Consider the following 19,728-nt stretch of genomic DNA (forward strand, 5'->3'; position numbering starts at 1 on the left):
CCTCAGCGCGTCCCGCCGGCGGCGAACTTCTCCACCGCTGCGACGTTGCCCTTGTCGATGAAGGCAGGACCGGTCAGCGTGGCCTGGCCACCGCCGATGGTGTTGCCATTGGTCTTGTAGAGCCACAGGCTGTCGACCGCGAGGTACCCCTGCAGGTACGGCTGCTGGTCCACGGCCCATTGCACGTCACCGGACTTGATCGCGCCGATCAGGTCCTTGTTGGTGTCGAAGGTGCCGACCTTGGCGCTCGAGCCCGCGTCCTTGACCGACTTCACCGCGGCCAGCGCGAACGGCGCGCCCAGCGTGACGACGTAGTCGATGCTCTTGTCCTGCTGGAGCTTCGACGTCATCGTGGTCTGGCTGCCCGGCATGTCGGTGCCGGTGATGTACAGCTTCTCGACGTTCGGGAACTTGTCCTTCACGCCCTGGCAGCGGGCCTCCAGGCCGACGTGGCCTTGTTCCTGGATGACACAGACGGCCTTCTTGGCGCCGAGCTCGGCCAGCTTCAGGCCCGCGGCCTGGCCGGCGATCCGCTCGTCCTGACCGAAGTAGCCGAGCGCACCCGCCTGCTTCCAGGCCTCGATGCCACCGTTCAGCGCGACCACCGGGATACCGCCGTCGGCTGCCTTCCTCACGTTCGCCTGCATCGCGTCCGGCTTCGCCAGGGTGACCGCGATGCCGTCGACCTTCTGGTCGATCGCGGTCTGCACCAGGTTGGCCTGGTCGGCGCCTTCCGGCGCACCGGAGTACTGCAGTTCGACGTTGTCCTTCGCCGCGGCCGCCTCGGCGCCCTTGCGGACCAGGTCCCAGAACGTGTCACCAGGCGCCGCGTGCGTGATGAACGCGACCTTCATCCGCGGGGTGTTCGCGACGTTGCCCGCGGCCCCACCGGAGCTCTCTTCCTCCTGCTTGCCGCCGGACGAACTGCACGCACCCAGCGCCGCGACCAGCACGAGCGCCGCCCCCGTCGCCACCGCCTTCTTCTGCCACCGAACCATGACTACAACCAGCCTTTCAGACGTTCCGCGGTAACGCCGCGGCGTGTGGGTGTGACCATGCAGAGTCATCTGCCGGCCGTCAAGCGGATACACCACCCCCGTGGCTCCTGAGGTAGGACAAAGTCCGCTCCGCGATCGGGAGCGGGACGTCGGGCGGGCAGGGGTACATGTCCTGCTCCACGATCGCGAACAGGTCCGCATCGAGGCCGGTCAGCGCGTCGAGCACGGGCGGCAGCTCGGGAATCCCGAGCGGCGGCTCGCACATCACCCCGCGCTTGACCGCCTCGTCGAATCCCAGTCCTTCTTCCTGCACGGCGGCCAGTACGACGGGGTCGACCTGCTTCAGGTGCACATACCCGATCCGCTCCGGATACTGCTGGATCAGCTGCAGGTTGTCACCGCCGCAGTAGCTGATGTGACCCGTGTCCAGGCAGAGGTTCACGTGTTCCCCGTCGGTCTCGGCGAGGAACCGCTCGACCGTCTCCTGGCTGTCCACGTGCCCGTCGGCGTGCGGGTGGAACTGTGTCTTCAACCCGTACTCCGCGGCGATCCGCCGGCCGAGCTCGGTCACCTGGTGACCGTGCCGCGCCTGACCCCCATGATCCAGGCGCGGCTCGACCACCTCCCCGTTCGAGCCTCGCCACATCGACGGGATCACCACCAGGTGCCTGGCTCCCATCGCCGCGGCGAGCTCGGCCGCGGCCGAGACGTCACGCCAGGTCGACTCCCACGAGTCCGGCCGGTGCAGGTGCTCGAAGATCGTGCCGGCGGTGACCTCGAGGCCACGCTTGTCCAGCTCCTCCTTCAACCGCGAAGGATCCGTGGGCAGGTAGCCGTACGGGCCGAGCTCGATCCGCGTGTAGCCGGCGGCCGCGACCTCGTCGAGGAACCGCTCCCAAGGCGTCTGCCGGTCGTCGTTCGCGAACCAGACGCCCCACGAGTCCGGCGCGCTGCCGACCTTGACCTCACCCATGGTTGTCTCCCTCGATCGGCGCCAGGTACGGCCGTTGTGCCTTCTTGGACTCCACGTACGCCGCGGAGGCGGTCTGCGTCGACTCCAGGTCGGACACCTGGCTGACCGGGACATCCCACCAGGAGTCGCTGTCCGGCGCTCCGATCAGCGGATCCGTCTTCACGTGGATCGCGATCGGCCCGGTGGCGGCCTTCGCCATACCGATCGCCTTCTCCAGCTCGGCGCGGCTGTTCACCTCGATCACCTCGACCCCGAGGCTGCGCACGTTCGCCGCGAGATCCACCGGAAGGTAGTCCCCGTCGAGCCGCCCGTCGCCGCTGCGCCGCCGGTACGACGTACCGAACCGCTGGGAGCCGAGGGATTCCGACAGGGCGCCGATGGAGGCGAAGCCATGGTTCTGGACCAGGACGACGATGATCTTGACGTTCTCCTGGACCGCGGTGACGAGCTCGCTCGACATCATCAGGTACGACCCGTCGCCGACCATGACGAAGACGTCCCGGTCGGGCGCGCCGAGGCGGACGCCGAGCCCGCCGGCGATCTCGTAACCCATGCAGGAGTAGCCATATTCGACGTGGTATCCCTTCGGGTCGCGGGTCCGCCAGAGCTTGTGCAGGTCGCCCGGCATCGAGCCGGCCGCACAAACCACCACATCACGCGGCTCCGACAGTTCGTTCACGGCGCCGAGCACCTCGCCCTGGGTCAGCAGGCCGTCCGCGAGGTTGTCCACAACCTCCGCAGGCGGGTTGTACGCCTGCTCGACGGTCTGGTCCCAAACTCGTGCCAGCTCGGCGGTCAGATCCTTGTACTTTTCCTGTACAGACCAATCGCCGACCGCGGATCGCAAGGAAACAAGGGCTTCCCTGGCATCCGCGACGAGAGGGAGACCGGCATGCTTACCACCGTCGAACCGCGCCACATTGATGTTCACGAACCGCACGTCCGGGTTCTGGAAGGCAGTCCGCGACGCCGTCGTGAAGTCGGCGAAGCGGGTCCCGACGCCGATCACCAGGTCGGCGTCCCGCGCCAGCGCGTTGGCCGCCGTCGTACCGGTCGAGCCGACCGCGCCCACCGATTGTGGATGATCGTAGCGCAGCGATCCCTTGCCCGCCTGGCTTTCCGCCACCGGGATACCGGTCGCCTCGGCGAACTCGCGCAACGCGTCCTGCGCCCGCGAGTAGGCCACGCCACCGCCGGCCACGATCAGCGGCCGTTCCGAAGCTCTGAGCAGCTCTGCCGCTTTGTCGACAGTGGATGCCTCGGGCAACGGCCGGGCGATGTACCAGGTGCGCTCGGCGAAGAGCTCCCCCGGCCAGTCGAAGGCCTCGGCCTGGACGTCCTGCGGCAGCGCGATCGTGACGGCACCGGTCTCCACCGGGTCGGTCAGCACCCGCATGGCGTTCAGCAGGGCCGATGGCAACTGCTCCGGCCGCCAGACCCGGTCGAAGTACTTCGAGACCGGGCGGAACGCGTCGTTCACGGAGACGTCCCCGCCGGTCGTGCTCTCCAGCTCCTGCAGCACGGGTGTCGCGACCCGGGTCGCGAAGACGTCCGAGGGAAGCAGCAGCACCGGCAGCCGGTTGACCGTGGCCAGGGCCGCGCCGGTGATCATGTTGGTCGAGCCGGGCCCGATACTCGCCGTGCAGGCATAGGTCTGCAGGCGGTCACGGGTGCGGGCGAACGCGGACGCGGTGTGCACCATCGCCTGCTCGTTGCGGGCCAGGATGTACGGCAGCGCCTCGGGGTCCTCGAGCTCGGCCTGCAGCAGCGCCTGACCGAGGCCTGCCACGTTCCCGTGCCCGAAGATGCCGAAGCAGCCGGCGAACAACGTCTGCCGCTGCCCGTCGCGCTCCGAGTACTGAACGCTCAGGAATCGCACCAGCGCCTGCGCGACCGTGAGACGGACCGTCATCGCTCTCCTCCGAAAGATCGCCGCGGACTTGTTGTAGGGGACATGGTCATCGGTCCTCGCCGAACGGCAGGCGCGGGTCGATCGGCTGGGTATTCCACAGCTCCCGGACCCAGCCGTGCTGCGGGTCGTCGCGGATCAGCCACTCGCGTTCGGTGCCGGGACCGGCCATCACGTTCAGGTAGTACATGTCATAACCAGGAGGCGCCATCGCAGGACCATGCCAACCGTGGGGCACCAGCACCAGATCCCCGCTGCGCACCTCGGCCAGGACGTCGATGGGGCGGTCCTCGGTGCCGTAGACCCGCTGGTAGCCGATCGGGTCGTTGCCCTTGACACTCTCAGGGGCATCGTCGGACAGCTGCAGCTCGAAGTAGTAGATCTCCTCGAGCTCGCTCTCCTTGCCCGGCTTGTGCTCGTCGTGCTTGTGCGGCGGGTACGACGACCAGTTCCCGGCCGGGGTGAGAACCTCGCACGCGATGATCGAGTCCGCCTCGAGCACCGCGGGTGTGCCGAAGTTCCGCACCTGCCGGGAGGCGACACCCGCACCGCGCAGCTCGGTCTCGACCTGCTCGACGCCGATCCGCCGGAACGGGTAGTCCGAAGCGGCCTTCGCGTGCGGGAAGGCGATCCGGGCGCCACCCGCGCTCACCACGGCGACGGTGGTACCCCGCGGCACGTAGGCGAAGTCGGTCGGGCCCGCGAAGACGTCCGCGCGGCCGCCCAGCGGCAGGGTCTCCCCGTCCACCATCACCTCAGCCGAGCCGCTCAGCGGGAGTACCAGGAACTCGGAGTCACCCGTGTCGAACTCGACCGACTGCCCGGGCTGCAACGTCGCGACGTAGAGGCCGGTGTGGTGCCAGTCCTGCTCGCCCGGGCTGACCGCGAGCTCGAAGCCGTCCCGCGCCGTGGAGCCGGCGGGCCTGAACCAGGCGGTCATGCGGCACCCCCTCGGGTGGCTACGGCAGCTTGAGGAACATGCGGCGCGGTCATGCGGCACCTCCGTGGACTAGGGCGGCGGCTTGGTCTACGGCTGAAGCTACGTCGCCGTCCGGGGGGAAGAGGAGTGCTCGGCCCACTACGAGGCCGCGGACCGACGGAAGGCTCAGCGCCTTGCCCCACGACGCGTAGGTCTCCTCGGGGGCAACCGTCGGGTCGCCGCCCAGCAACAAGGTCGGCAGCGTGGTGGCTTCCATCACCCGGGCGAGGTCGTCGACGACCGGGAGCTTGAGCCAGGTGTACGCGCTCGTCGCGCCGAGACCGGAGGCGATGTGCACCGACTTGATCACCGAGTCCGGATCGAGCAGGTTCGTCACCCGGCCTTCCTTGTGGACCGACCAGAACGGCTCGACCATCGCCATCAGCTTGCGCTCGGCAAGCTCGGTAACAGCCTTCGCGCTGCTCTCCAGCGTCGCCACCGTGCCGGCGTCCTCGAGGCAGATCCTGGTCAGCATCTTGCCGCCGTCCAGCCGGCGCGCGGCGATGTCGTCCGCCGTGCCGTACGCCGTGAACCGGTCGTCCAGCTCGAACGAGGCACCCTGCAGGCCGCCGCGGTTCATCGAACCGATGACGAGCTTGCCCTCCAGAGCGCCAAGCAGGAGCAGGTCCTCCAGGACGTCGGGGGTTGCGAGCACGCCGTCGACGCCCGGCCGCTTCAGCGCGGTGCTGAGCCGGTCGATCAGCGCAGGCCGGCTCGCCATCGCCATCCGGTCGTCGCGGACGCCGAGTGCGCCGCGCGCCGGGTGATCCGCCGCGACGATCAGCAGCCGTCCATCCTCGCCGACGACCTCCCGTCGCCGCCTCTGCTGCCATGCCTCGGCAATCCGCTCAGGATGCCGGACCCTGATCTCGGTGAGGTTGATGTTGCTCAGCTCGCTCGTGCTGAGCCCGTGCTGAGTGGGGTTCAGGCTTGTGCGCCCGGCCGTGCCGGCGGTGTGGTTGGTGGGATGGTTCATACGGGCTCACCCATCAAGGTCAGAACCTCCGACTCGGTGGGCATGGCGGTGGAGCACTCGAGGCGGGAGGCGACGATGGCGCCCGCGATGTTGGCGAAGCGGATCACCTTCTCCAGGGGCCAGCCGGCCAGCAGCCCGTGGCACAGTGCGCCGCCGAAGCCGTCGCCGGCGCCCAGCCCGTTCACCACCTCGACCGGGAACGGCGGTACCTCGACTCGCTCGTCCCGGGTCCGAGCGAGCGTGCCCTTCGGTCCCTGCTTCACCACGGCCAGGTCGAGCCCGCGGTCCAGCAGCGCCTGCGCCGCCTTGTCCGGATCAGTCTCGCCGACCGCCACCTCGCACTCCTCCTTGTTGCCAACAGCAACGGTGCAGTGCTCGAGCGCCCGGCTGACCTGGGTGTGCGCCTCGCTCGGATCCGCCCAGAACATCGGCCGGTAGTCCAGGTCGAGCACGGTGATCGGCTTGCGCTCGCGGGCCTCCCAGGCGGCGAAGTGCGCCGACCGGCTGGGCTCGGCCGACAACCCCGTCACCGTGGACCAGTAGATCCTGGCGTCCTTGATCGCCTGCAGATCCAGCTCTTCCGGATTGATGACGAGGTCCGGAGCCTTCGGGAAGCGGTAGAAGTAGAGCGGGAAGTTGTCCGGCGGGAAGATCTCGCAGAACGTGATCGGCGTCGGCAGCCCGTCCACCGGCGTGACGAACCGGTCGTCCACGCCGAGCTCGAGCAGCGTCCGGTGGATGAAGGTGCCGAACGGGTCATGACCGGTCCGGCTGATCACCGCCGACTTCCGCCCGTGCTTGGCCGCCGCGACCGCGACGTTGGTGGCACTGCCGCCGAGGAACTTGCCGAAGCTCTCGACGTCCTCGAGGTGCGTGCCGGTCTGCAGCGGATACAGGTCGACGCCGATCCGCCCGATGGTCAGTACGTCGTCGGCCATCAGACCGCCTCCGCCAGACGGCGAAGGTGCTCGATGCTCGCCCGTACGTCGACCAGTGGTCCCTCGCCGTTCGGGCGGTCCTGCAGGATCGTGTCCTGCTCGAGCACGTACCAACCGCCGTACCCGGCCTTCTCCAGTGCACCGACGATCGCTGCGATGTCGATGTCACCACCACCGAGCGGGCGGTACATCCCCTGCCGCACAGCATCGGTGTACCCGACCTCACCGGCCTGGACCTTCGCGGCCCACGCGGCGTCCACGTCCTTGAGGTGCGTGTGCACGATCCGGTCCGTGTGCTTCAGCGCGAGCGCCACCGGGTCGACCCCGCCGATCAACAGGTGACCGGTGTCGAGCGTCAGCCCGATCGTGGAGCCTTGCAGCACCCGGTCCACGTCCGCCGCGTTCTCCACCATCGTGCCGACGTGCGGGTGCAACGTCGCGGTGACCCCGTGCTCGGCGGCGATCGCGGCCAGCTTGTCGAGGTTGGCGAGCAACGTGTCCCACCCGAGGGAGTCAAGCACCGGGCGGTCGTCGTACCCGTCCTGGCCGGTCGCGGCGGCGAGCACGAGCGTGCCGGCCCCGGCCGCGACGAATCCCTTGAGCGACCGCAGCACCTCGGCGGCCGGATCGTGCGAAGGATCATGCAGTACTACGGGCACGAATCCGCCGACCGCGCGGAGTCCCAGATCGGCGAGCGTCTTCGCCTTCAGCGCCGGGTCGTCCGGCAGGAAGCCGTCCGGGCCGAACTCCGTCGCGGCGATCCCCACGTCGCGCATCTGCGCGAGCACGGTCTCCGGGTCGTACTGCCAACCCCAGCCCGGGACCTCAGAGACACCCCAGGAGATCGGGGCTCCGGCGATCCTGGCAGCAACGTCAGTCATCGGCCGATCTCCTCCAGGCTCACAACGCGGTTCTCATGACGGGACAGTTCGCAAGCGTCGGCGATCCGGAACGCCTGCAGGGCGTCGCGGACCGTGCACGGCACCTCGCGGGTGCCGGTGACAACCTCGGTGAAGGCGGTCAGCTCGGCGACGTAGGCCGGCCGGAACCGGTCCATGAAGGTGGCGTGCGCCGGGCCGCCGGGGAAGGTCACGCCGGCTTCGGCGGACTTCAGCGCGGTGTGCTCGTCGAGGCCGACGGCGACCGAGCCCAGGCTGCCGAGCACCTCCATCCGCACGTCGTGGCCGGCCGCGTTGTACCGGGTGCCGCTGACCGAGACGAAGGTGCTGTCGTCGAGCGTGAGGAGTGCGGCGGCCGCGTCGACGTCGCCGTACTGGCCGAAGAAGGCCTCGCCACGGTTCGCGCCGGTGGCGAAGACGCTGACCACCTCGCGGCCGGTGACGAAGCGGATGATGTCGAAGTCGTGCACCGTGCAGTCGCGGAAGAACCCGCCGCTGGTCGGGATGTACTCCTGCGGCGGCGGGAACGCGTCGTTGGTGTTCGCGCGGATGTGGTGGATGAAGCCGAGGTCACCGGCCTGGACCTGCTGCCGCGCGGCCTGGTAGCCGAGGTCGAAGCGGCGCTGGAAGCCGATGTGCACCGGCACGTCCGACGCCTCCACCAGTGAGACGACCCGCTGGGTGTCGGCGAGGTCCTGGGCGACCGGCTTCTCGCAGAAGGTCGGCAGCCCGGCCGCGACGCCCTTGGCGATCAGGTCCGCGTGCGCCGAAGTGGCCGCCGCGATGACGAAGCCGTCCAGGTCGCTGCCCAGCAACCGGTCCACGTCCGCGGCGAACTCGAGGCCGAGATCCTTGGCGACCAACTCCGCCCGGCTCGCGTCGGCATCGGCCACCACCACCTGGTCCACCGCCGGCAGGCTCTTCAAGGTCGCCGCGTGGAACGCGCCGATCCGCCCGACTCCGACCAACCCGATTCGCATCCTGTGCCCTCTCGAAAGGCTCGTGGGTGAGTGATCCAGGGCCGCGGGAGGTCGCGCCAGTCGCGGCACTGGTTCGTTCCGGTTAGCCTCACCCGGTCGGGCAAGAGTGTCAATACTTTGTTAGCACATTTTCACATCGGGACATACAAACGTCCTTCATGTAACCTCCTGCCATGGCCGCCCTGCCGATCCAGATCGATCGGACGAGCCCGGTGCCGCTCTACCACCAGCTCGCCGAGCAGCTCATTGCTGCCATCAGCGACGGCACCCTGCGCCCCGGCGACCCGTTCGAGAACGAGCTGGCCATGTCCGACCGCCTCAGCCTGTCCCGGCCGACCGTGCGCCGCGCGATCTCCGAACTGGTGAACAAGGGCCTGCTGGTCCGCCGCCGCGGCATCGGCACCACCGTCGCCAACCAGATGGTGCACCGCCGCGCGGAGCTCACCAGCCTGTACGACGACCTCGAGCGCGAGGGCAGAACCCCGCGGACCGACGTCCTGTCCCTGGTCCGCTCCGCCCAGGACGATCGCGCCGCCGAGGCCCTCGGGCTCCCCCCGGGCACCCCGCTGGTCTCGATCGTCCGGCTCCGGTACGCCGACGACCTGCCGCTGGCGATCCTGCGCAACTGGTTGCCCCCGGCAATGGACGACCTGACCGTCGAGCAGCTCGTGGCCGGCGGCCTGTACGCCGTACTCCGGGCTCGCGGGGTTCGCCCGACGGTGGCCCGCCAGCGGATCGGCGCCCGCAACGCCACCGCCGAGGAACGCCGCACCCTGCACATGTCCAAGGCCGAGCCACTCGTCACCATGACCCGCAGCGCGTACGACGCCGACGGCTCCCCGGTCGAGTTCGGCGACCACTGCTACCGGGCCGACCAGTACTCCGTCGACGTCATCGTCAGCGAACGCTGACCCCGCGAACGCAGTACGTCCGAAGAACCCGAGGGCCAACGCCTCAGGTTCTTCGGACGTAAGTGACTGCGCGCGGGTCAGGCCTGGTTGCTGAGCAGGGTTCGGACCAGGCGGAGGCCGACGGAGAGGTGAGCCAGTTCCGGTCCCTCGGTGTCGACGATCTCGTCCATCATCGTGGCCGCTCGGGACAGGGCCGCCTCGTTCATGTCCTGCCAGGCGATCACGCGGTCCTCCGGCTCGGCCGCGTCGTCCGTCATCTCGAGCACCTGCGCGGTGAGGCGGGCGTGCACCGCGTGCAGGTCGTCGCGCAGGGCCGCACGGGCCATCGTCTGCCAGCGGTCCATCCGCGGCAGGCCGATGATCCGCTCCAGGAAGAGCCCGAGCTGGAGCCGCTCCCCGAGCGCGAAGTGGACCTTGGCGACCTCCAGCACGTCGAGGTCCTTGCGGTCGGCGGTCTCCACGATCCCCAGCGCCGCGTACGCCGGCGGGAGGACCGCGATCCGGGTGGCGAAGTCCGCCGGGACCCCCTTCAGCACCAGGGCTTGCCGGCGCTGCTCGAACAACGCCAGCTCCCGGCCCCGCAGTACCTCCGGAAGCGCGGTGGTGAGTTTGGCGATGCCGGGCGAGAAGACGTCGATCAGCTCGGCGATGTCGACCGGCGGGCGGCGGTTGCTGACCAGCCAGCGGGTCGCGCGCTCGACCAGGGTCCGCGTCTCCAGCCGCATCGCGGTCTGGGTCTGGGCGTCGACCACGTTGTCGAGCTCGGAGTTGCGGGCGAGCAGCTCGGGCTGGGCGAAGATCCGCGACGCGGCGAGGTTCGCCCGGACCACGTCCTCCACCGAGCCACCGGTCTCCAGCGAGAGCCGGTGGTAGGCGGTGATGCCGGAGGAGTTGATGAACTCGTTCACCACCTGGGTGGTGATGATCTCCCGGCGCAGCTGGTGCGACTCGACCCGCTCGGCGAAGCGGTCCTGGATCGCCCGCGGGAAGTAGCTGATCAGCTTGGATTCCAGGTACTCGTCGTCGGGCAGCGTGCTCTTCAGCAGCTCCGCCTCGAGCACGATCTTGGTGTAGGCGATCAGCACGGACAGCTCGGGCGAGGTCAGTCCCTTGCCCTCGGCCTTGCGGCGCTTGAACTCCGCGATGCTCGGCAGGAACTCCAGCTCCCGGTTGAGCAGCCCCTCGCGCTCGAGCCGGCGGACCCAGTCCTGGTGGACGTGCATCAACGCGGGCGCCTGCGCGGTCGCGTTGGCCAGGCCGATGTTCTGCCGGTAGTTGCTCTTCAGCACCAGGGCGGCCACTTCGTCGGTCATCGACGCGATCACGTCGTTGCGCTGCTTCTCGGTCAGGTCCCCGTCGGCGACCACCTTGTCCAGCAGGATCTTGATGTTCACCTCGTGGTCGGAGGTGTCCACGCCGGCCACGTTGTCGATGAAGTCGGTGTTGATCCGGCCGCCCTTGGCGGCGTACTCGATCCGGCCGAGCTGGGTGAAGCCCAGGTTGCCGCCCTCGCCGACCGCCTTGGCCTGCAGGTCCTTGCCGTTGATCCGGATCGTGTCGTTGGCCTTGTCGCCGACGTCCGCGTGCGACTCGGCGCTCGCCTTCACGTAGGTGCCGATACCGCCGTTCCAGAACAGGTCGACCGGCGCCTTCACGATCGCCTGCATCAGCTCGGCCGGCGTCAGCGTCGACGGGTTGCCCTCCAGCCCGAGCGCCGCCCGGACCTCCGCGGAGATCGGGATCGCCTTCTCGGTCCGCGGGTAGACCCCACCGCCGGCCGAGATCAGCGCGGCGTCGTAGTCGGCCCACGACGAGCGCGGCAGGTCGAACAGCCGCCGCCGCTCGACATAGGAAGCCGCCGCGTCCGGGTTGGGGTCGAGGAAGATGTGCCGGTGGTCGAAGGCCGCGACCAGCCGGATGTGCTCCGACAGCAGCATCCCGTTGCCGAACACGTCCCCGGACATGTCGCCGACGCCGACGACGGTGAAGTCGGTGTTCTGGCAGTCGTGGCCCATCTCGCGGAAGTGCCGCTTGACCGACTCCCACGCACCGCGCGCGGTGATGCCCATCGCCTTGTGGTCGTAGCCGACCGAACCACCCGAGGCGAACGCGTCACCGAGCCAGAAGCCGTACTGCTTGGCCACGCCGTTCGCGAGGTCGGAGAAGGTCGCCGTGCCCTTGTCGGCGGCGACCACCAGATAGGCGTCGTCCCCGTCGTACCGGATCACCTCGCGCGGCGGGACGATCTCGCCGGCAACGATGTTGTCGGTGATGTCGAGCAGCCCGGAGATGAACGTCTTGTACGACGCGATCCCCTCGGCCAGCCAGGCGTCCCGGTCCGCCGCCGGGTCCGGCAACTGCTTGGCGTAGAAGCCACCCTTCGCGCCGACCGGCACGATCACCGAGTTCTTCACCATCTGCGCCTTGACCAGGCCGAGCACCTCGGTACGGAAGTCCTCGCGCCGATCCGACCAGCGCAGACCACCGCGCGCGACTGCGCCGAAGCGCAGATGCACACCCTCGACCCGTGGTGAGTAGACGAAGATCTCGTACGCCGGACGCGGCTGCGGCAGGTCCGGGATCGCCTTCGGTTCCAGCTTGATCGAGATGTAGTCGCGCGGTTGCCCGTCCGGTCCCGGCTGGTAGTAATTCGTCCGCAGGGTCGCCTTCATCACCGTCAGGTAGCCGCGCAGGATCCGGTCCTCGTCCAGGCTCTGCACGGTGTCCAGAGCGGCGACGATCTCCTTCTCCAGCTGGTCCACCGCGTTCGCCCGGTCCGGGTCGTCGGCGGCACCGCGAGCGGGGTCGAAGCTCGTCTCGAACAGCCGGACCAGCAGGTTCGCCACGTCGACGTGGTTGAGGAAGGTCCGCTCGATGTAGGCCTGGCTGAACGGCGTACCGCCCTGGCGGATGTAGCGCTGGTACGCGCGCAGGATGGAGACCTGCCGCCAGCTGAGGTTGCCGCGCAGTACCAGGGCGTTCAGGTTGTCGCTCTCGGCCTTGCCCTCCCAGACAGCCTGGAAGGTCTCGGAGAAGAGCCTGCGCAGCTCCTCCCGCTCCTGGTAGCGACCCGGCGTCCGCAGCCCGAAGTCGTAGATGTACGCCGTGTCCGAGGGCCGGCGGATCTCGTACGGCCGCTCGTCGATCACCTCGACGCCCATGTGCGTCAGCTGCGGAAGCACCTGGGACAGCGACAACGCCGTACCGGTCCGGTAGACCTTGAAGCGGCGCTCGCCCTCCCAGGCCTCGTCGATCGGGGTGTAGAGGGACATGGCCAGGCCGTCCTCGGCGGGCAGGCCGTCCAGGATCATCACGTCCTTGACCGCGACCCGGGCGTCGAAGTCCTCCTTGTACGCCTCCGGGAAGGCGGTCGCGTACTGGCTGCTCAGCCGTGTGACGGCACCGTCGCCGCCGAGGGCGTGCAGCGCGACGTTGAAGTCGTCCTGCCAGGCGCGGGTGGCCTCGACCACCTTCTGCTCGAGCAGGTCCGCGTCGAACTCGCCGACGGTCTCGCCCTGCTTCATCCGGACGACGAAGTGCACCCGGGCCAGCACGGACTCGGTCACATAGGCGGCGTAGTCCACCGACTCCGCGCCGATCGCGTCCTTGAGGATCTGCTGCATCTTCAGCCGGACCGCGGTGGTGTAGCGGTCACGCGGCAGGTAGACGAGGCAGGACAGGTACCGGTTGTAGACGTCGCGGCGGACGAACAGCTTGACGGCGCGGCGCTCCTGCAGGTGCAGCACGGACTGCACGATCGGCAGCAGGTCCTCCACCGGCGCCTGCAGCAACTCGTCGCGCGGGTAGGTCTCCAGCACGTCCAGCAGGCCCTTGCCGCTGTGGCTGTTCGGGTCGAAGCCGGTCAGCCGGAACAGCTCGAGCGCCTTGCGGCGCAGTACCGGCACCTGCATGACGCTCTCGGTGTACGCGGTGGACGAGAGCAGGCCGATGAACCGCAGCTCGGACACCGGCTCGCCGTCCTCGTCGAACTGCTTGATCCCGACGTAGTCCAGGTACGACGAGCGGTGCACGGTCGAGCGGGAGTTCGCCTTGGTCAGGATCAGCAGCTTCTTCTCCCGGGCCTTGGCACTCACCTCCGGCGGCAGCAGCCCGGTGTTCTCGTCCAGCTTCGGGTCCTGGCGCAGGATGCCGAGGCCGGTGCCGGGCACGCCGCGCAGTACGCCCTGCTCTCCGCGCATGGTGAAGCTGTACTCGCGGAAGCCGAGGAAGGTGAAGTGCTCGTCGGCGAGCCACTCGAGCAGCTCCCGGGCCTCCTCCACCTCACCGGCGCTGACCGGCACCTTGCCGGCGTCCAGCCCGAGGGCGATGTTGATCGCCTTCTCGTGCATCTTCGGCCAGTCCTCGACCGCCTCGCGGACGTCGTTGAGGACCTTCAGCAGCGCCTTCTCCAGCTCACGGTGCTCGGCGGCGTCCGAGATGCGCTCGACCTCGAGGTGCATCCAGCTCTCCCGGACGAGGTCGTGCTCGTCGGCCGGGGCCGCGTCGTCGAGGACCTCCTGCAGGGTGCCGGCGATGTCCCGGCGGACCACAAACTGCGGGTGCACCAGCAGCTGCAGCTCCAGGTTCCGATCGGTGATCACCATCGCGGCCGAGTCGACCAGGAACGGCATGTCGTCGACCACGATCTCCACCACGGTCCGGCCGTTCGCGGTCCAGCCGTGCTCCTCGAGCGTCGGCGTGAACACCTGCACCTTGGCGGTACCCTGCGGCCGCGACAGCGCGGACTTGTAGTGGTGCCTGGCAGCGCCGAGACAGTCGGTCGGTTGCCGCTCGGCGACGTCCTCGGCGGCCACGTAGCGGTAGTACCGCTCCAGGAAGGTCTTCAGCTTCCCGGGGTCGACCGACTTGTCGTGGCCGTGCGTTCCGGCCTCTACCGCCTTTGCGAGAACATCCGCCTTCTGGACGTCCAGCTTGCTCTGCATTCCCCACCGTCTCCACGCGTGACGTGACGCTCTGCGCCGGGCCGCACGCCTTTGTGCGCCTCCCTCAGAGATTAGTCCACTTCAGTCACTGGTGTGGTGTCGGGACGGTCCTTTCCGATGCCTTACAGATCACCTTCAGCACCTCTGGACAGCCGCAGCGCGAGGGCAGGACAAGCCAGTACCGCGCGGCGTGCGTTCGTCACCTCACCGCGAGTGATCTCGCGTCCCCGGAGCACCGGGAAGCCCCACTCGTCGAGCACTACGTCGTCCGGCAGCAGCGTCGCGCACAGGCCGTGTCCGTCGCACCGGGTCCAGTCGATCTCCAGCCTATTCACCACGCACCTCCAGGCACCGGTAGGACACCTCGTACTGCGCGACCGCAGCCGCCAGCGCCCAGGTGGCTCCGGACGTCCTCACCGAACACCTCGAGTGCAGACGCCAGGAAACGGGCCGAACCGTCGGGGTGAGCGCAGGCTCCTCGCCCCGGGACGAGGCCAAGGTGGCGCTGCGCGTCGTGCCAGCCGGCGGGGTCGCCGTTCAGCAGCCGCCCGAAGTCGTCGACCAGCGCGGCCAGGCCGAACACGCACGGCCCGCATTGCCCTGCCGACTGGCTCGCCAGCCACTCGGCGACCCGGTGAACCTCGCCCAGCGGACAGGTGTCCGTACCGAGCGCCAGGACGATCCCAGCACCCAGCGGCGCGTCCGGCCGGCTGAGCTGGACACCTGTCGCCTGCGGCAGCCACCGACCGTGGTACCCGCCGATCAGGATCGCGCCGGTCTGCGGTGCTCCGGCGAACTGGAGCACCGTCTCCAGCGGGATGCCCGTCGGTGTCTCGATCACGCCCGGCCGGTCGACCGCCCCGGCGACCGTGAGCAGGTGAGTGCCGGGTTCGCTGCTCAGGCCGGTGCTGCTGAACTCCCTGGAGCCGAGCCTGGCAAGCACTGCGAGCTGGGCGAAGGTCTCGACGTTCGACAGGAAGGTCGGGCGCCGGTGGTACCCCTTCCGCGTCGGCAGCACCCTGCGCCCGGGCGGTACCGCAGACCCTCCGTCGAGCACGCTCAGCACAGCTCGGGCCTCGCCGGCGACGAAGCGGCCGGGCGTATCGGCAACCTGGACCTTGACCGCGTCCTGGCGCTCCAGCAGCGCGGCCCGAATCGACGAAGCCGCGGCCGCGTCGTGGACCGCTACCAGGACCTGTGGGGCGCCCAGTGCCTGCGCCAATCCAGTGGCTCCGTCCAGGACCAGGTGAGGGGCCAGCGTGAGCAGTAGTCGGTCCTTGCGACTCAGTGGCTCGCTCTCGGAGCCGTTGACGACCACAGCCTCGATGCCACTCGAAGGTAGGTCCGCCAGCTTGAGCGCGACCGGGAAGGCAGCTCCGCCCCGGCCTCGCAGCCCGACTGCCGTCGCCAACTCGGCGTAGGTCTCCCTGGACAGCTGCGGCATCGGCCCGTGGGTCCAAAGGTGCCGGTGCAGCTCCGCCCGGCCTTCCTTGAGCCCGGCGAGCAGCCGCGGCTGTCCGATCGCCCGGAGCTGTAGTGGGTTCTCCTGCAGGATCGTCATTGGAATCTCCCCGCGCGGGCCAGACTGAGCGGCGTACTGCGTTGGTCTTCGCGGCGGCGGAGGCGCACGGCCACGGAAGTACCGACTGCGGCCAGGCAGCCGATGGTGATGGCGAGCATCCAGGGCGTACCACGATCGGTACCGGCCAGCAGGCTGTGGCCGATCGACAACAGCCAGCCGAGGGAGGCTGCGAGGTGGATCGACCGCCAGCGCTTCGTGAAGGCCTCAGAACGGGCCAGCCGTCCTCTGGCGGCGCCGACCACTGCGGCGAACACCAGGCTGTAGGCGGCGAGCGCTCCGACGGTCACAGCGAACGGGCGATAGCCGGAGCCGAACGGCCAGACCACTACCGACGCACCGACGTCCACGTAGCTGTCGGAGATCACCGCGATCACGTGTGCGACCAGGAGCAGCAGGCCGGTGACTGCGGCCGAGCGGTGCACGTACTGCAGCCAGAACCGCTGCTCCGGCTTACGACTGCCCGCGCCGAGGGCTCCGAGCGACGCCGCGATGGTGAAGAAGACCAGAGCCATCACTCCAGCCGCCCGGGCCAGGTACCACAGCGTCATCAGGCGGCCCTGCTAGCCGCGGGCCAGCCGGCCAGCTCGGTGACTTCGCCGTCCTCGTCCACCAGCCGTGCCGGATGCCCCGCCAGCGTCAACCGCCCGAGGGCCGCATCGCCCGTGGCCACCAGCGCAGTACTGAAGGTGTTGGCCCGTACTGCGGACGGCGCCCAGACCGAGGCGGTTCGCCAAGGGCCGTCCGCGGGTCGTCCCGTGCGGGGGTCGATGACGTGGTGCGCGAAGCCGCCCGGGGTGGACCAGCGCCGCGCAGTACGGGTGGAGGTGGTGAGGCCGCCGTGGGCCAGGGTCACCGCGACGCCGGGGTCACCTTCGCGTTCGGCGACTTCGATCACCCAGGGCTCGGCCGGAGTACCGGCTGCGCGTAGGTCTCCGCCGATCTCGACGAGTACTGCGCAGCCGTGGCGCTTGCTGAGTACGAGTGCTGCCCGGTCTGCGGTCCATGCTTTGGCGGTCGCGCCGAGGTCCAGCGTCGTGTCCTTCGGGATACCGATCAGGGCGAGTCGGCGGTTCAGCTGGACCTGCTGCCAGCCGGGGACCGGACCGGTGGAACCGCTCGCCTGCGGGAGGCGACGGCGTACGGCCTCGATGTCGTCGTCGTAGCCGGCGGCCACCACGGCGCCGCCCACGGTCGGATCCACCGCGCCACCGCTCATGGAGGCGGCTACCAGGCTCACGTCGACGAGGTCGACCAGGAGCCGCGAGACCGGGACCATCGAGCCGGCCCGGGTGTTGATCGCGGACAGCTCGGAGTCGGGGCGGAATCGGCTTGCCGCCTTGTCCACCCGATCCATCAACGCCTTGAGCGCTCCGGAGGCCGCACCTAGGACAGTGGGGTCATCGACGGTCAGGCGAACTGTGCAGCTCCACGCCTTCCAGCTCCGCGAGGCGGTCATGAGCCGTGGCTCCCGCCCTGGGTCGGGGAGTCCTGCTGGGCCGAGCCCAGACCGCTGCTCCCGCTGTCGCTGCTGCCGTTGTCGCTGGAGCTGCTGCCGTTGTCGCTGGAGCTGCTGCCTGAGTCGCTGGAGCCGGAGCCGCCAGAGGTGCCGTCGTCGGTGCCGGTGGTGGCCTGGGTGCCACCGGAGTTGTCGGGCTGGCGCGCGGTCAGGACGGCAACGGCGAGGCCGGTGCCGGTGACGCCGAGCACGGCGGTCGCGACGGCGGCCGCCGCGGACCGGCGGAGCCAGCGGGTGCGGTCGGGGTGCGGATCGAACGCTTCAGTGGTGACCATGCCGACAGCGTCGCGGCGCGGGCCCTAGGCGCACGCCAAGAGACCATCAAGCCGAGGTCAAGTTCCGCTGAGACTCTCCTGAGAGCCCACCTTCAGAAACCGCCGCCGGGAGCCGCGGTGCGGGGGGCGGGAGCAGGAAGGTGTTGCTCAGCAGAAGCCGCGGACATCTGGGGGGCAGGTGGTCTGCTCGTGCTCCTCGACGGCGGCGATCACGTCGTCGGCGGCCTTGCCCAGCTCTGACATCCGGTCCTTGCCGAGTACGTCGACGAAGAATTCCCGGACCCGGCCGGCGTGCGCGGGAGCACAGGCCTCGATCGCGGCCCGTCCCTCGTCGGTCAGCACGATCTCCGGGTAGCGGGCGTCGCAGGCCTCCTTGCGGATCAGCCCGCGTTTCTCCATCCGGGAGAGGTGGTGCGACATCCGGCTCTTCTCCCACTGGGTCGCCTCGCCGAGCTCGAAGGCCCGCATCCGGCCGGTCTCGGACTCGGACAGGTTGACCAGGATCTCGAAGTCGGACTCGGACAGGCCGAACTCGCGCTGCAGGTGCCGGGACAGGTGCGTCTCCAGCGTCTTGCGCATCAGCAGATAGCTCCGCCAGGCCTTCTGCTCGTCGTCGTCGAGCCACGGTTCGTTCGCCACGATACCCATCCTAGCGCGGTCGGTTGACACATCAACCTGGCGCGCTACCATCGACCGAGTTGACACATCAACCCAGCAAATTTCGAGGGAGATATTCCGATGACCGAGCAGAAGCTGATCGCCGTAGTGGGTGCCACCGGTTCGCAGGGCGGCGGCCTGGTCCGGGCGATCCTGGCCGACCCCGACCGGCAGTTCGCAGTACGGGCGCTGACCCGGAACCCGCAGTCGGCCAAGGCGCAGGAGCTCGCGGCCGCGGGCGCCGAGGTGGTCCAGGCCGACCTCGACGACGAGGCCAGCGTGCGGAAGGCGTTCGACGGCGCGCACGGGGCGTTCGTGGTGACGAACTACTGGGTGGAGCGGACCCCTGAGGAAGAGGCCGCGCGGACCCGGGCCGAGATGGAACTGGAGCAGGCGGAGATCGCCGCCCGCGCAGCCAAGGACGCCGACGTGCAGCACGTGATCTGGTCGACCCTGGAGGACACCCGCGACCACTTCGGCGACGACGAGCGGGTGCCGAGCCTGGACGACGCCGGTACAAGGTGCCGCACTTCGACGCCAAGGGCGAGGGCAACGAACTGTTCACGACGTACGGCGTGCCGACGACGTTCCTGCAGACGACGTTCTACTTCGACTCGATGGCGATCCCGGGCGTCGGCCCGGTCCGCGGCGAGGACGGCAAGCTCGTCATCAGCCTGCCGATGGCCGACCAGCCGCTGTCCGGCATCGCGTCCGAGGACATCGGCAAGACCGCGCTCGGCATCTTCAAGCGCGGCGAGGAGTTCGTCGGCCGGACGGTGAGCGTCGCCGGCGAGCACCTGACCGTCGACCAGTACGCCGCCAAGCTGACCGAGGCGCTCGGCGAGGAGGTCGTCTACCGGCCACTGACCTGGGACGAGTTCCGCGCCCTCGGGATCCCGAGCGGCGTCGAGATGGCGAACATGTTCCAGTTCTACGCCGAGGATTCCGACCGGTTCACCGGCGACCGCGACCTCGAACTGGCCCGCGAGCTGAACCCGGAGCTGAAGTCCTTCGACGACTGGCTGGCCGAGCACAAGAACGAGCTCAAATCGGCAACCAACTGACGTTCTTCAGGCCTTGAAGCGGCGGCTCGGCCAGGCAACCCGAGCCGCCACCCAAAGGCAGCCGACCGCCTCGCATCACTAGCCGATGTTTGGCAACGTCCCACGGAGCAGGGACGGAGCAGGAGCCA

At 69.2% G+C, this 19,728-nt stretch carries 17 protein-coding genes and 1 pseudogene; 3 read left to right on the plus strand and 15 right to left on the minus strand.

Annotated elements, in window-relative coordinates:
• Positions 1 to 2 precede the first annotated feature (2 nt).
• The 8 genes from EV644_RS02280 to EV644_RS02315 form a co-directional block, all read right to left on the minus strand.
• Entirely contained in the window at positions 3 to 998 is a 996-nt protein-coding gene (locus EV644_RS02280; protein ID WP_132187190.1) for a sugar ABC transporter substrate-binding protein, read from the minus strand.
• Positions 999 to 1,077: 79 nt separating this feature from the next.
• Complete coding sequence (locus EV644_RS02285) at positions 1,078 to 1,971, minus strand: TIM barrel protein (RefSeq protein WP_132187189.1); 894 nt, start codon at positions 1,969 to 1,971, stop codon at positions 1,078 to 1,080.
• On the minus strand, positions 1,964 to 3,883 hold the full coding sequence (gene iolD / locus EV644_RS02290; RefSeq protein ID WP_132187188.1) for a 3D-(3,5/4)-trihydroxycyclohexane-1,2-dione acylhydrolase (decyclizing): 1,920 nt from the start codon (positions 3,881 to 3,883) through the stop codon (positions 1,964 to 1,966). Before iolD ends, EV644_RS02285 begins: the two co-directional genes overlap by 8 nt.
• 46 nt (positions 3,884 to 3,929) lie before the next feature.
• Positions 3,930 to 4,820, minus strand: coding sequence for a 5-deoxy-glucuronate isomerase (gene iolB, locus EV644_RS02295; protein WP_132187187.1), 891 nt, complete (start codon positions 4,818 to 4,820; stop codon positions 3,930 to 3,932).
• A 49-nt stretch (positions 4,821 to 4,869) separates the two neighbouring features.
• A complete protein-coding gene (locus EV644_RS02300) occupies positions 4,870 to 5,742 on the minus strand; it encodes a Cgl0159 family (beta/alpha)8-fold protein (RefSeq protein ID WP_132187640.1) in 873 nt (290 codons plus the stop codon).
• 89 nt (positions 5,743 to 5,831) lie between these two features.
• Positions 5,832 to 6,773, minus strand: coding sequence for a 5-dehydro-2-deoxygluconokinase (iolC, locus tag EV644_RS02305; RefSeq protein ID WP_132187186.1), 942 nt, complete (start codon positions 6,771 to 6,773; stop codon positions 5,832 to 5,834).
• Complete coding sequence (locus tag EV644_RS02310) at positions 6,773 to 7,654, minus strand: sugar phosphate isomerase/epimerase family protein (protein WP_132187185.1); 882 nt, start codon at positions 7,652 to 7,654, stop codon at positions 6,773 to 6,775. The genes iolC and EV644_RS02310 overlap by 1 nt, the downstream gene beginning before the upstream one ends.
• Positions 7,651 to 8,652, minus strand: coding sequence for a Gfo/Idh/MocA family protein (locus EV644_RS02315; protein ID WP_132187184.1), 1,002 nt, complete (start codon positions 8,650 to 8,652; stop codon positions 7,651 to 7,653). The genes EV644_RS02310 and EV644_RS02315 overlap by 4 nt, the downstream gene beginning before the upstream one ends.
• Positions 8,653 to 8,825: 173 nt before the next feature.
• On the opposite strand from EV644_RS02315, the gene EV644_RS02320 reads away from it, so the two are divergent.
• Positions 8,826 to 9,563: a GntR family transcriptional regulator gene (locus EV644_RS02320; protein WP_132187183.1), complete on the plus strand. Its 738-nt coding sequence runs from the start codon at positions 8,826 to 8,828 to the stop codon at positions 9,561 to 9,563.
• A 77-nt stretch (positions 9,564 to 9,640) separates the two neighbouring features.
• Here EV644_RS02320 and EV644_RS02325 read toward each other — a convergent pair whose 3' ends face one another.
• The 7 genes from EV644_RS02325 to EV644_RS02355 all read right to left on the minus strand — a co-directional run bounded on the left by EV644_RS02325 (position 9,641) and on the right by EV644_RS02355 (position 18,518).
• The gene (locus EV644_RS02325; protein WP_132187182.1) at positions 9,641 to 14,506 is read right to left on the minus strand and encodes an NAD-glutamate dehydrogenase; all 4,866 of its coding nucleotides are present in this window, start codon (positions 14,504 to 14,506) and stop codon (positions 9,641 to 9,643) included.
• 122 nt (positions 14,507 to 14,628) lie between these two features.
• Complete coding sequence (locus tag EV644_RS02330) at positions 14,629 to 14,841, minus strand: ferredoxin (RefSeq protein ID WP_132187181.1); 213 nt, start codon at positions 14,839 to 14,841, stop codon at positions 14,629 to 14,631.
• Positions 14,838 to 16,067: an NADH-ubiquinone oxidoreductase-F iron-sulfur binding region domain-containing protein gene (locus tag EV644_RS02335; protein WP_132187180.1), complete on the minus strand. Its 1,230-nt coding sequence runs from the start codon at positions 16,065 to 16,067 to the stop codon at positions 14,838 to 14,840. The genes EV644_RS02330 and EV644_RS02335 overlap by 4 nt, the downstream gene beginning before the upstream one ends.
• On the minus strand, positions 16,064 to 16,636 hold the full coding sequence (locus EV644_RS02340; protein ID WP_132187179.1) for a ferric reductase-like transmembrane domain-containing protein: 573 nt from the start codon (positions 16,634 to 16,636) through the stop codon (positions 16,064 to 16,066). The genes EV644_RS02335 and EV644_RS02340 overlap by 4 nt, the downstream gene beginning before the upstream one ends.
• On the minus strand, positions 16,636 to 17,544 hold the full coding sequence (locus EV644_RS02345) for an FAD:protein FMN transferase (RefSeq protein WP_132187178.1): 909 nt from the start codon (positions 17,542 to 17,544) through the stop codon (positions 16,636 to 16,638). The genes EV644_RS02340 and EV644_RS02345 overlap by 1 nt, the downstream gene beginning before the upstream one ends.
• Entirely contained in the window at positions 17,541 to 17,879 is a 339-nt protein-coding gene (locus EV644_RS02350; protein ID WP_132187177.1) for a hypothetical protein, read from the minus strand. The genes EV644_RS02345 and EV644_RS02350 overlap by 4 nt, the downstream gene beginning before the upstream one ends.
• A 147-nt stretch (positions 17,880 to 18,026) precedes the next feature.
• Positions 18,027 to 18,518 (minus strand): MarR family winged helix-turn-helix transcriptional regulator, encoded by a 492-nt coding sequence (locus EV644_RS02355; RefSeq protein WP_132187176.1) that lies wholly within the window; start codon positions 18,516 to 18,518, stop codon positions 18,027 to 18,029.
• Between the two features lie 99 nt (positions 18,519 to 18,617).
• Between EV644_RS02355 and EV644_RS47055 the strand changes: the two are divergent.
• Together EV644_RS47055 and EV644_RS47060 are read left to right on the plus strand one after the other, a co-directional pair.
• Positions 18,618 to 18,959, plus strand: a pseudogene (locus tag EV644_RS47055) (NmrA family NAD(P)-binding protein); the annotation flags it as partial.
• 98 nt (positions 18,960 to 19,057) lie between these two features.
• The gene (locus tag EV644_RS47060) at positions 19,058 to 19,600 is read left to right on the plus strand and encodes an NmrA family NAD(P)-binding protein (protein ID WP_255511269.1); all 543 of its coding nucleotides are present in this window, start codon (positions 19,058 to 19,060) and stop codon (positions 19,598 to 19,600) included.
• Positions 19,601 to 19,728: the final 128 nt, after the last annotated feature.

This window comes from Kribbella orskensis, from assembly GCF_004342085.1.
In the GTDB taxonomy this organism is placed as follows: domain Bacteria; phylum Actinomycetota; class Actinomycetes; order Propionibacteriales; family Kribbellaceae; genus Kribbella; species Kribbella orskensis.

Coding starts and splice junctions, on each gene's coding strand:
- EV644_RS02315 (WP_132187184.1), bottom strand. CDS start 8,652: ATGCGAATCGGGTTGGTCGGAGTCGGGCGGATCGGCGCGTTCCACGCG.
- EV644_RS02345 (WP_132187178.1), bottom strand. CDS start 17,544: ATGACCGCCTCGCGGAGCTGGAAGGCGTGGAGCTGCACAGTTCGCCTG.
- EV644_RS02350 (WP_132187177.1), bottom strand. CDS start 17,879: ATGGTCACCACTGAAGCGTTCGATCCGCACCCCGACCGCACCCGCTGG.
- EV644_RS02285 (WP_132187189.1), bottom strand. CDS start 1,971: ATGGGTGAGGTCAAGGTCGGCAGCGCGCCGGACTCGTGGGGCGTCTGG.
- EV644_RS02340 (WP_132187179.1), bottom strand. CDS start 16,636: ATGACGCTGTGGTACCTGGCCCGGGCGGCTGGAGTGATGGCTCTGGTC.
- iolB (WP_132187187.1), bottom strand. CDS start 4,820: ATGACCGCCTGGTTCAGGCCCGCCGGCTCCACGGCGCGGGACGGCTTC.
- EV644_RS02280 (WP_132187190.1), bottom strand. CDS start 998: ATGGTTCGGTGGCAGAAGAAGGCGGTGGCGACGGGGGCGGCGCTCGTG.
- iolD (WP_132187188.1), bottom strand. CDS start 3,883: ATGACGGTCCGTCTCACGGTCGCGCAGGCGCTGGTGCGATTCCTGAGC.
- EV644_RS02325 (WP_132187182.1), bottom strand. CDS start 14,506: ATGCAGAGCAAGCTGGACGTCCAGAAGGCGGATGTTCTCGCAAAGGCG.
- iolC (WP_132187186.1), bottom strand. CDS start 6,773: ATGGCCGACGACGTACTGACCATCGGGCGGATCGGCGTCGACCTGTAT.
- EV644_RS02320 (WP_132187183.1), top strand. CDS start 8,826: ATGGCCGCCCTGCCGATCCAGATCGATCGGACGAGCCCGGTGCCGCTC.
- EV644_RS02310 (WP_132187185.1), bottom strand. CDS start 7,654: ATGACTGACGTTGCTGCCAGGATCGCCGGAGCCCCGATCTCCTGGGGT.
- EV644_RS02335 (WP_132187180.1), bottom strand. CDS start 16,067: ATGACGATCCTGCAGGAGAACCCACTACAGCTCCGGGCGATCGGACAG.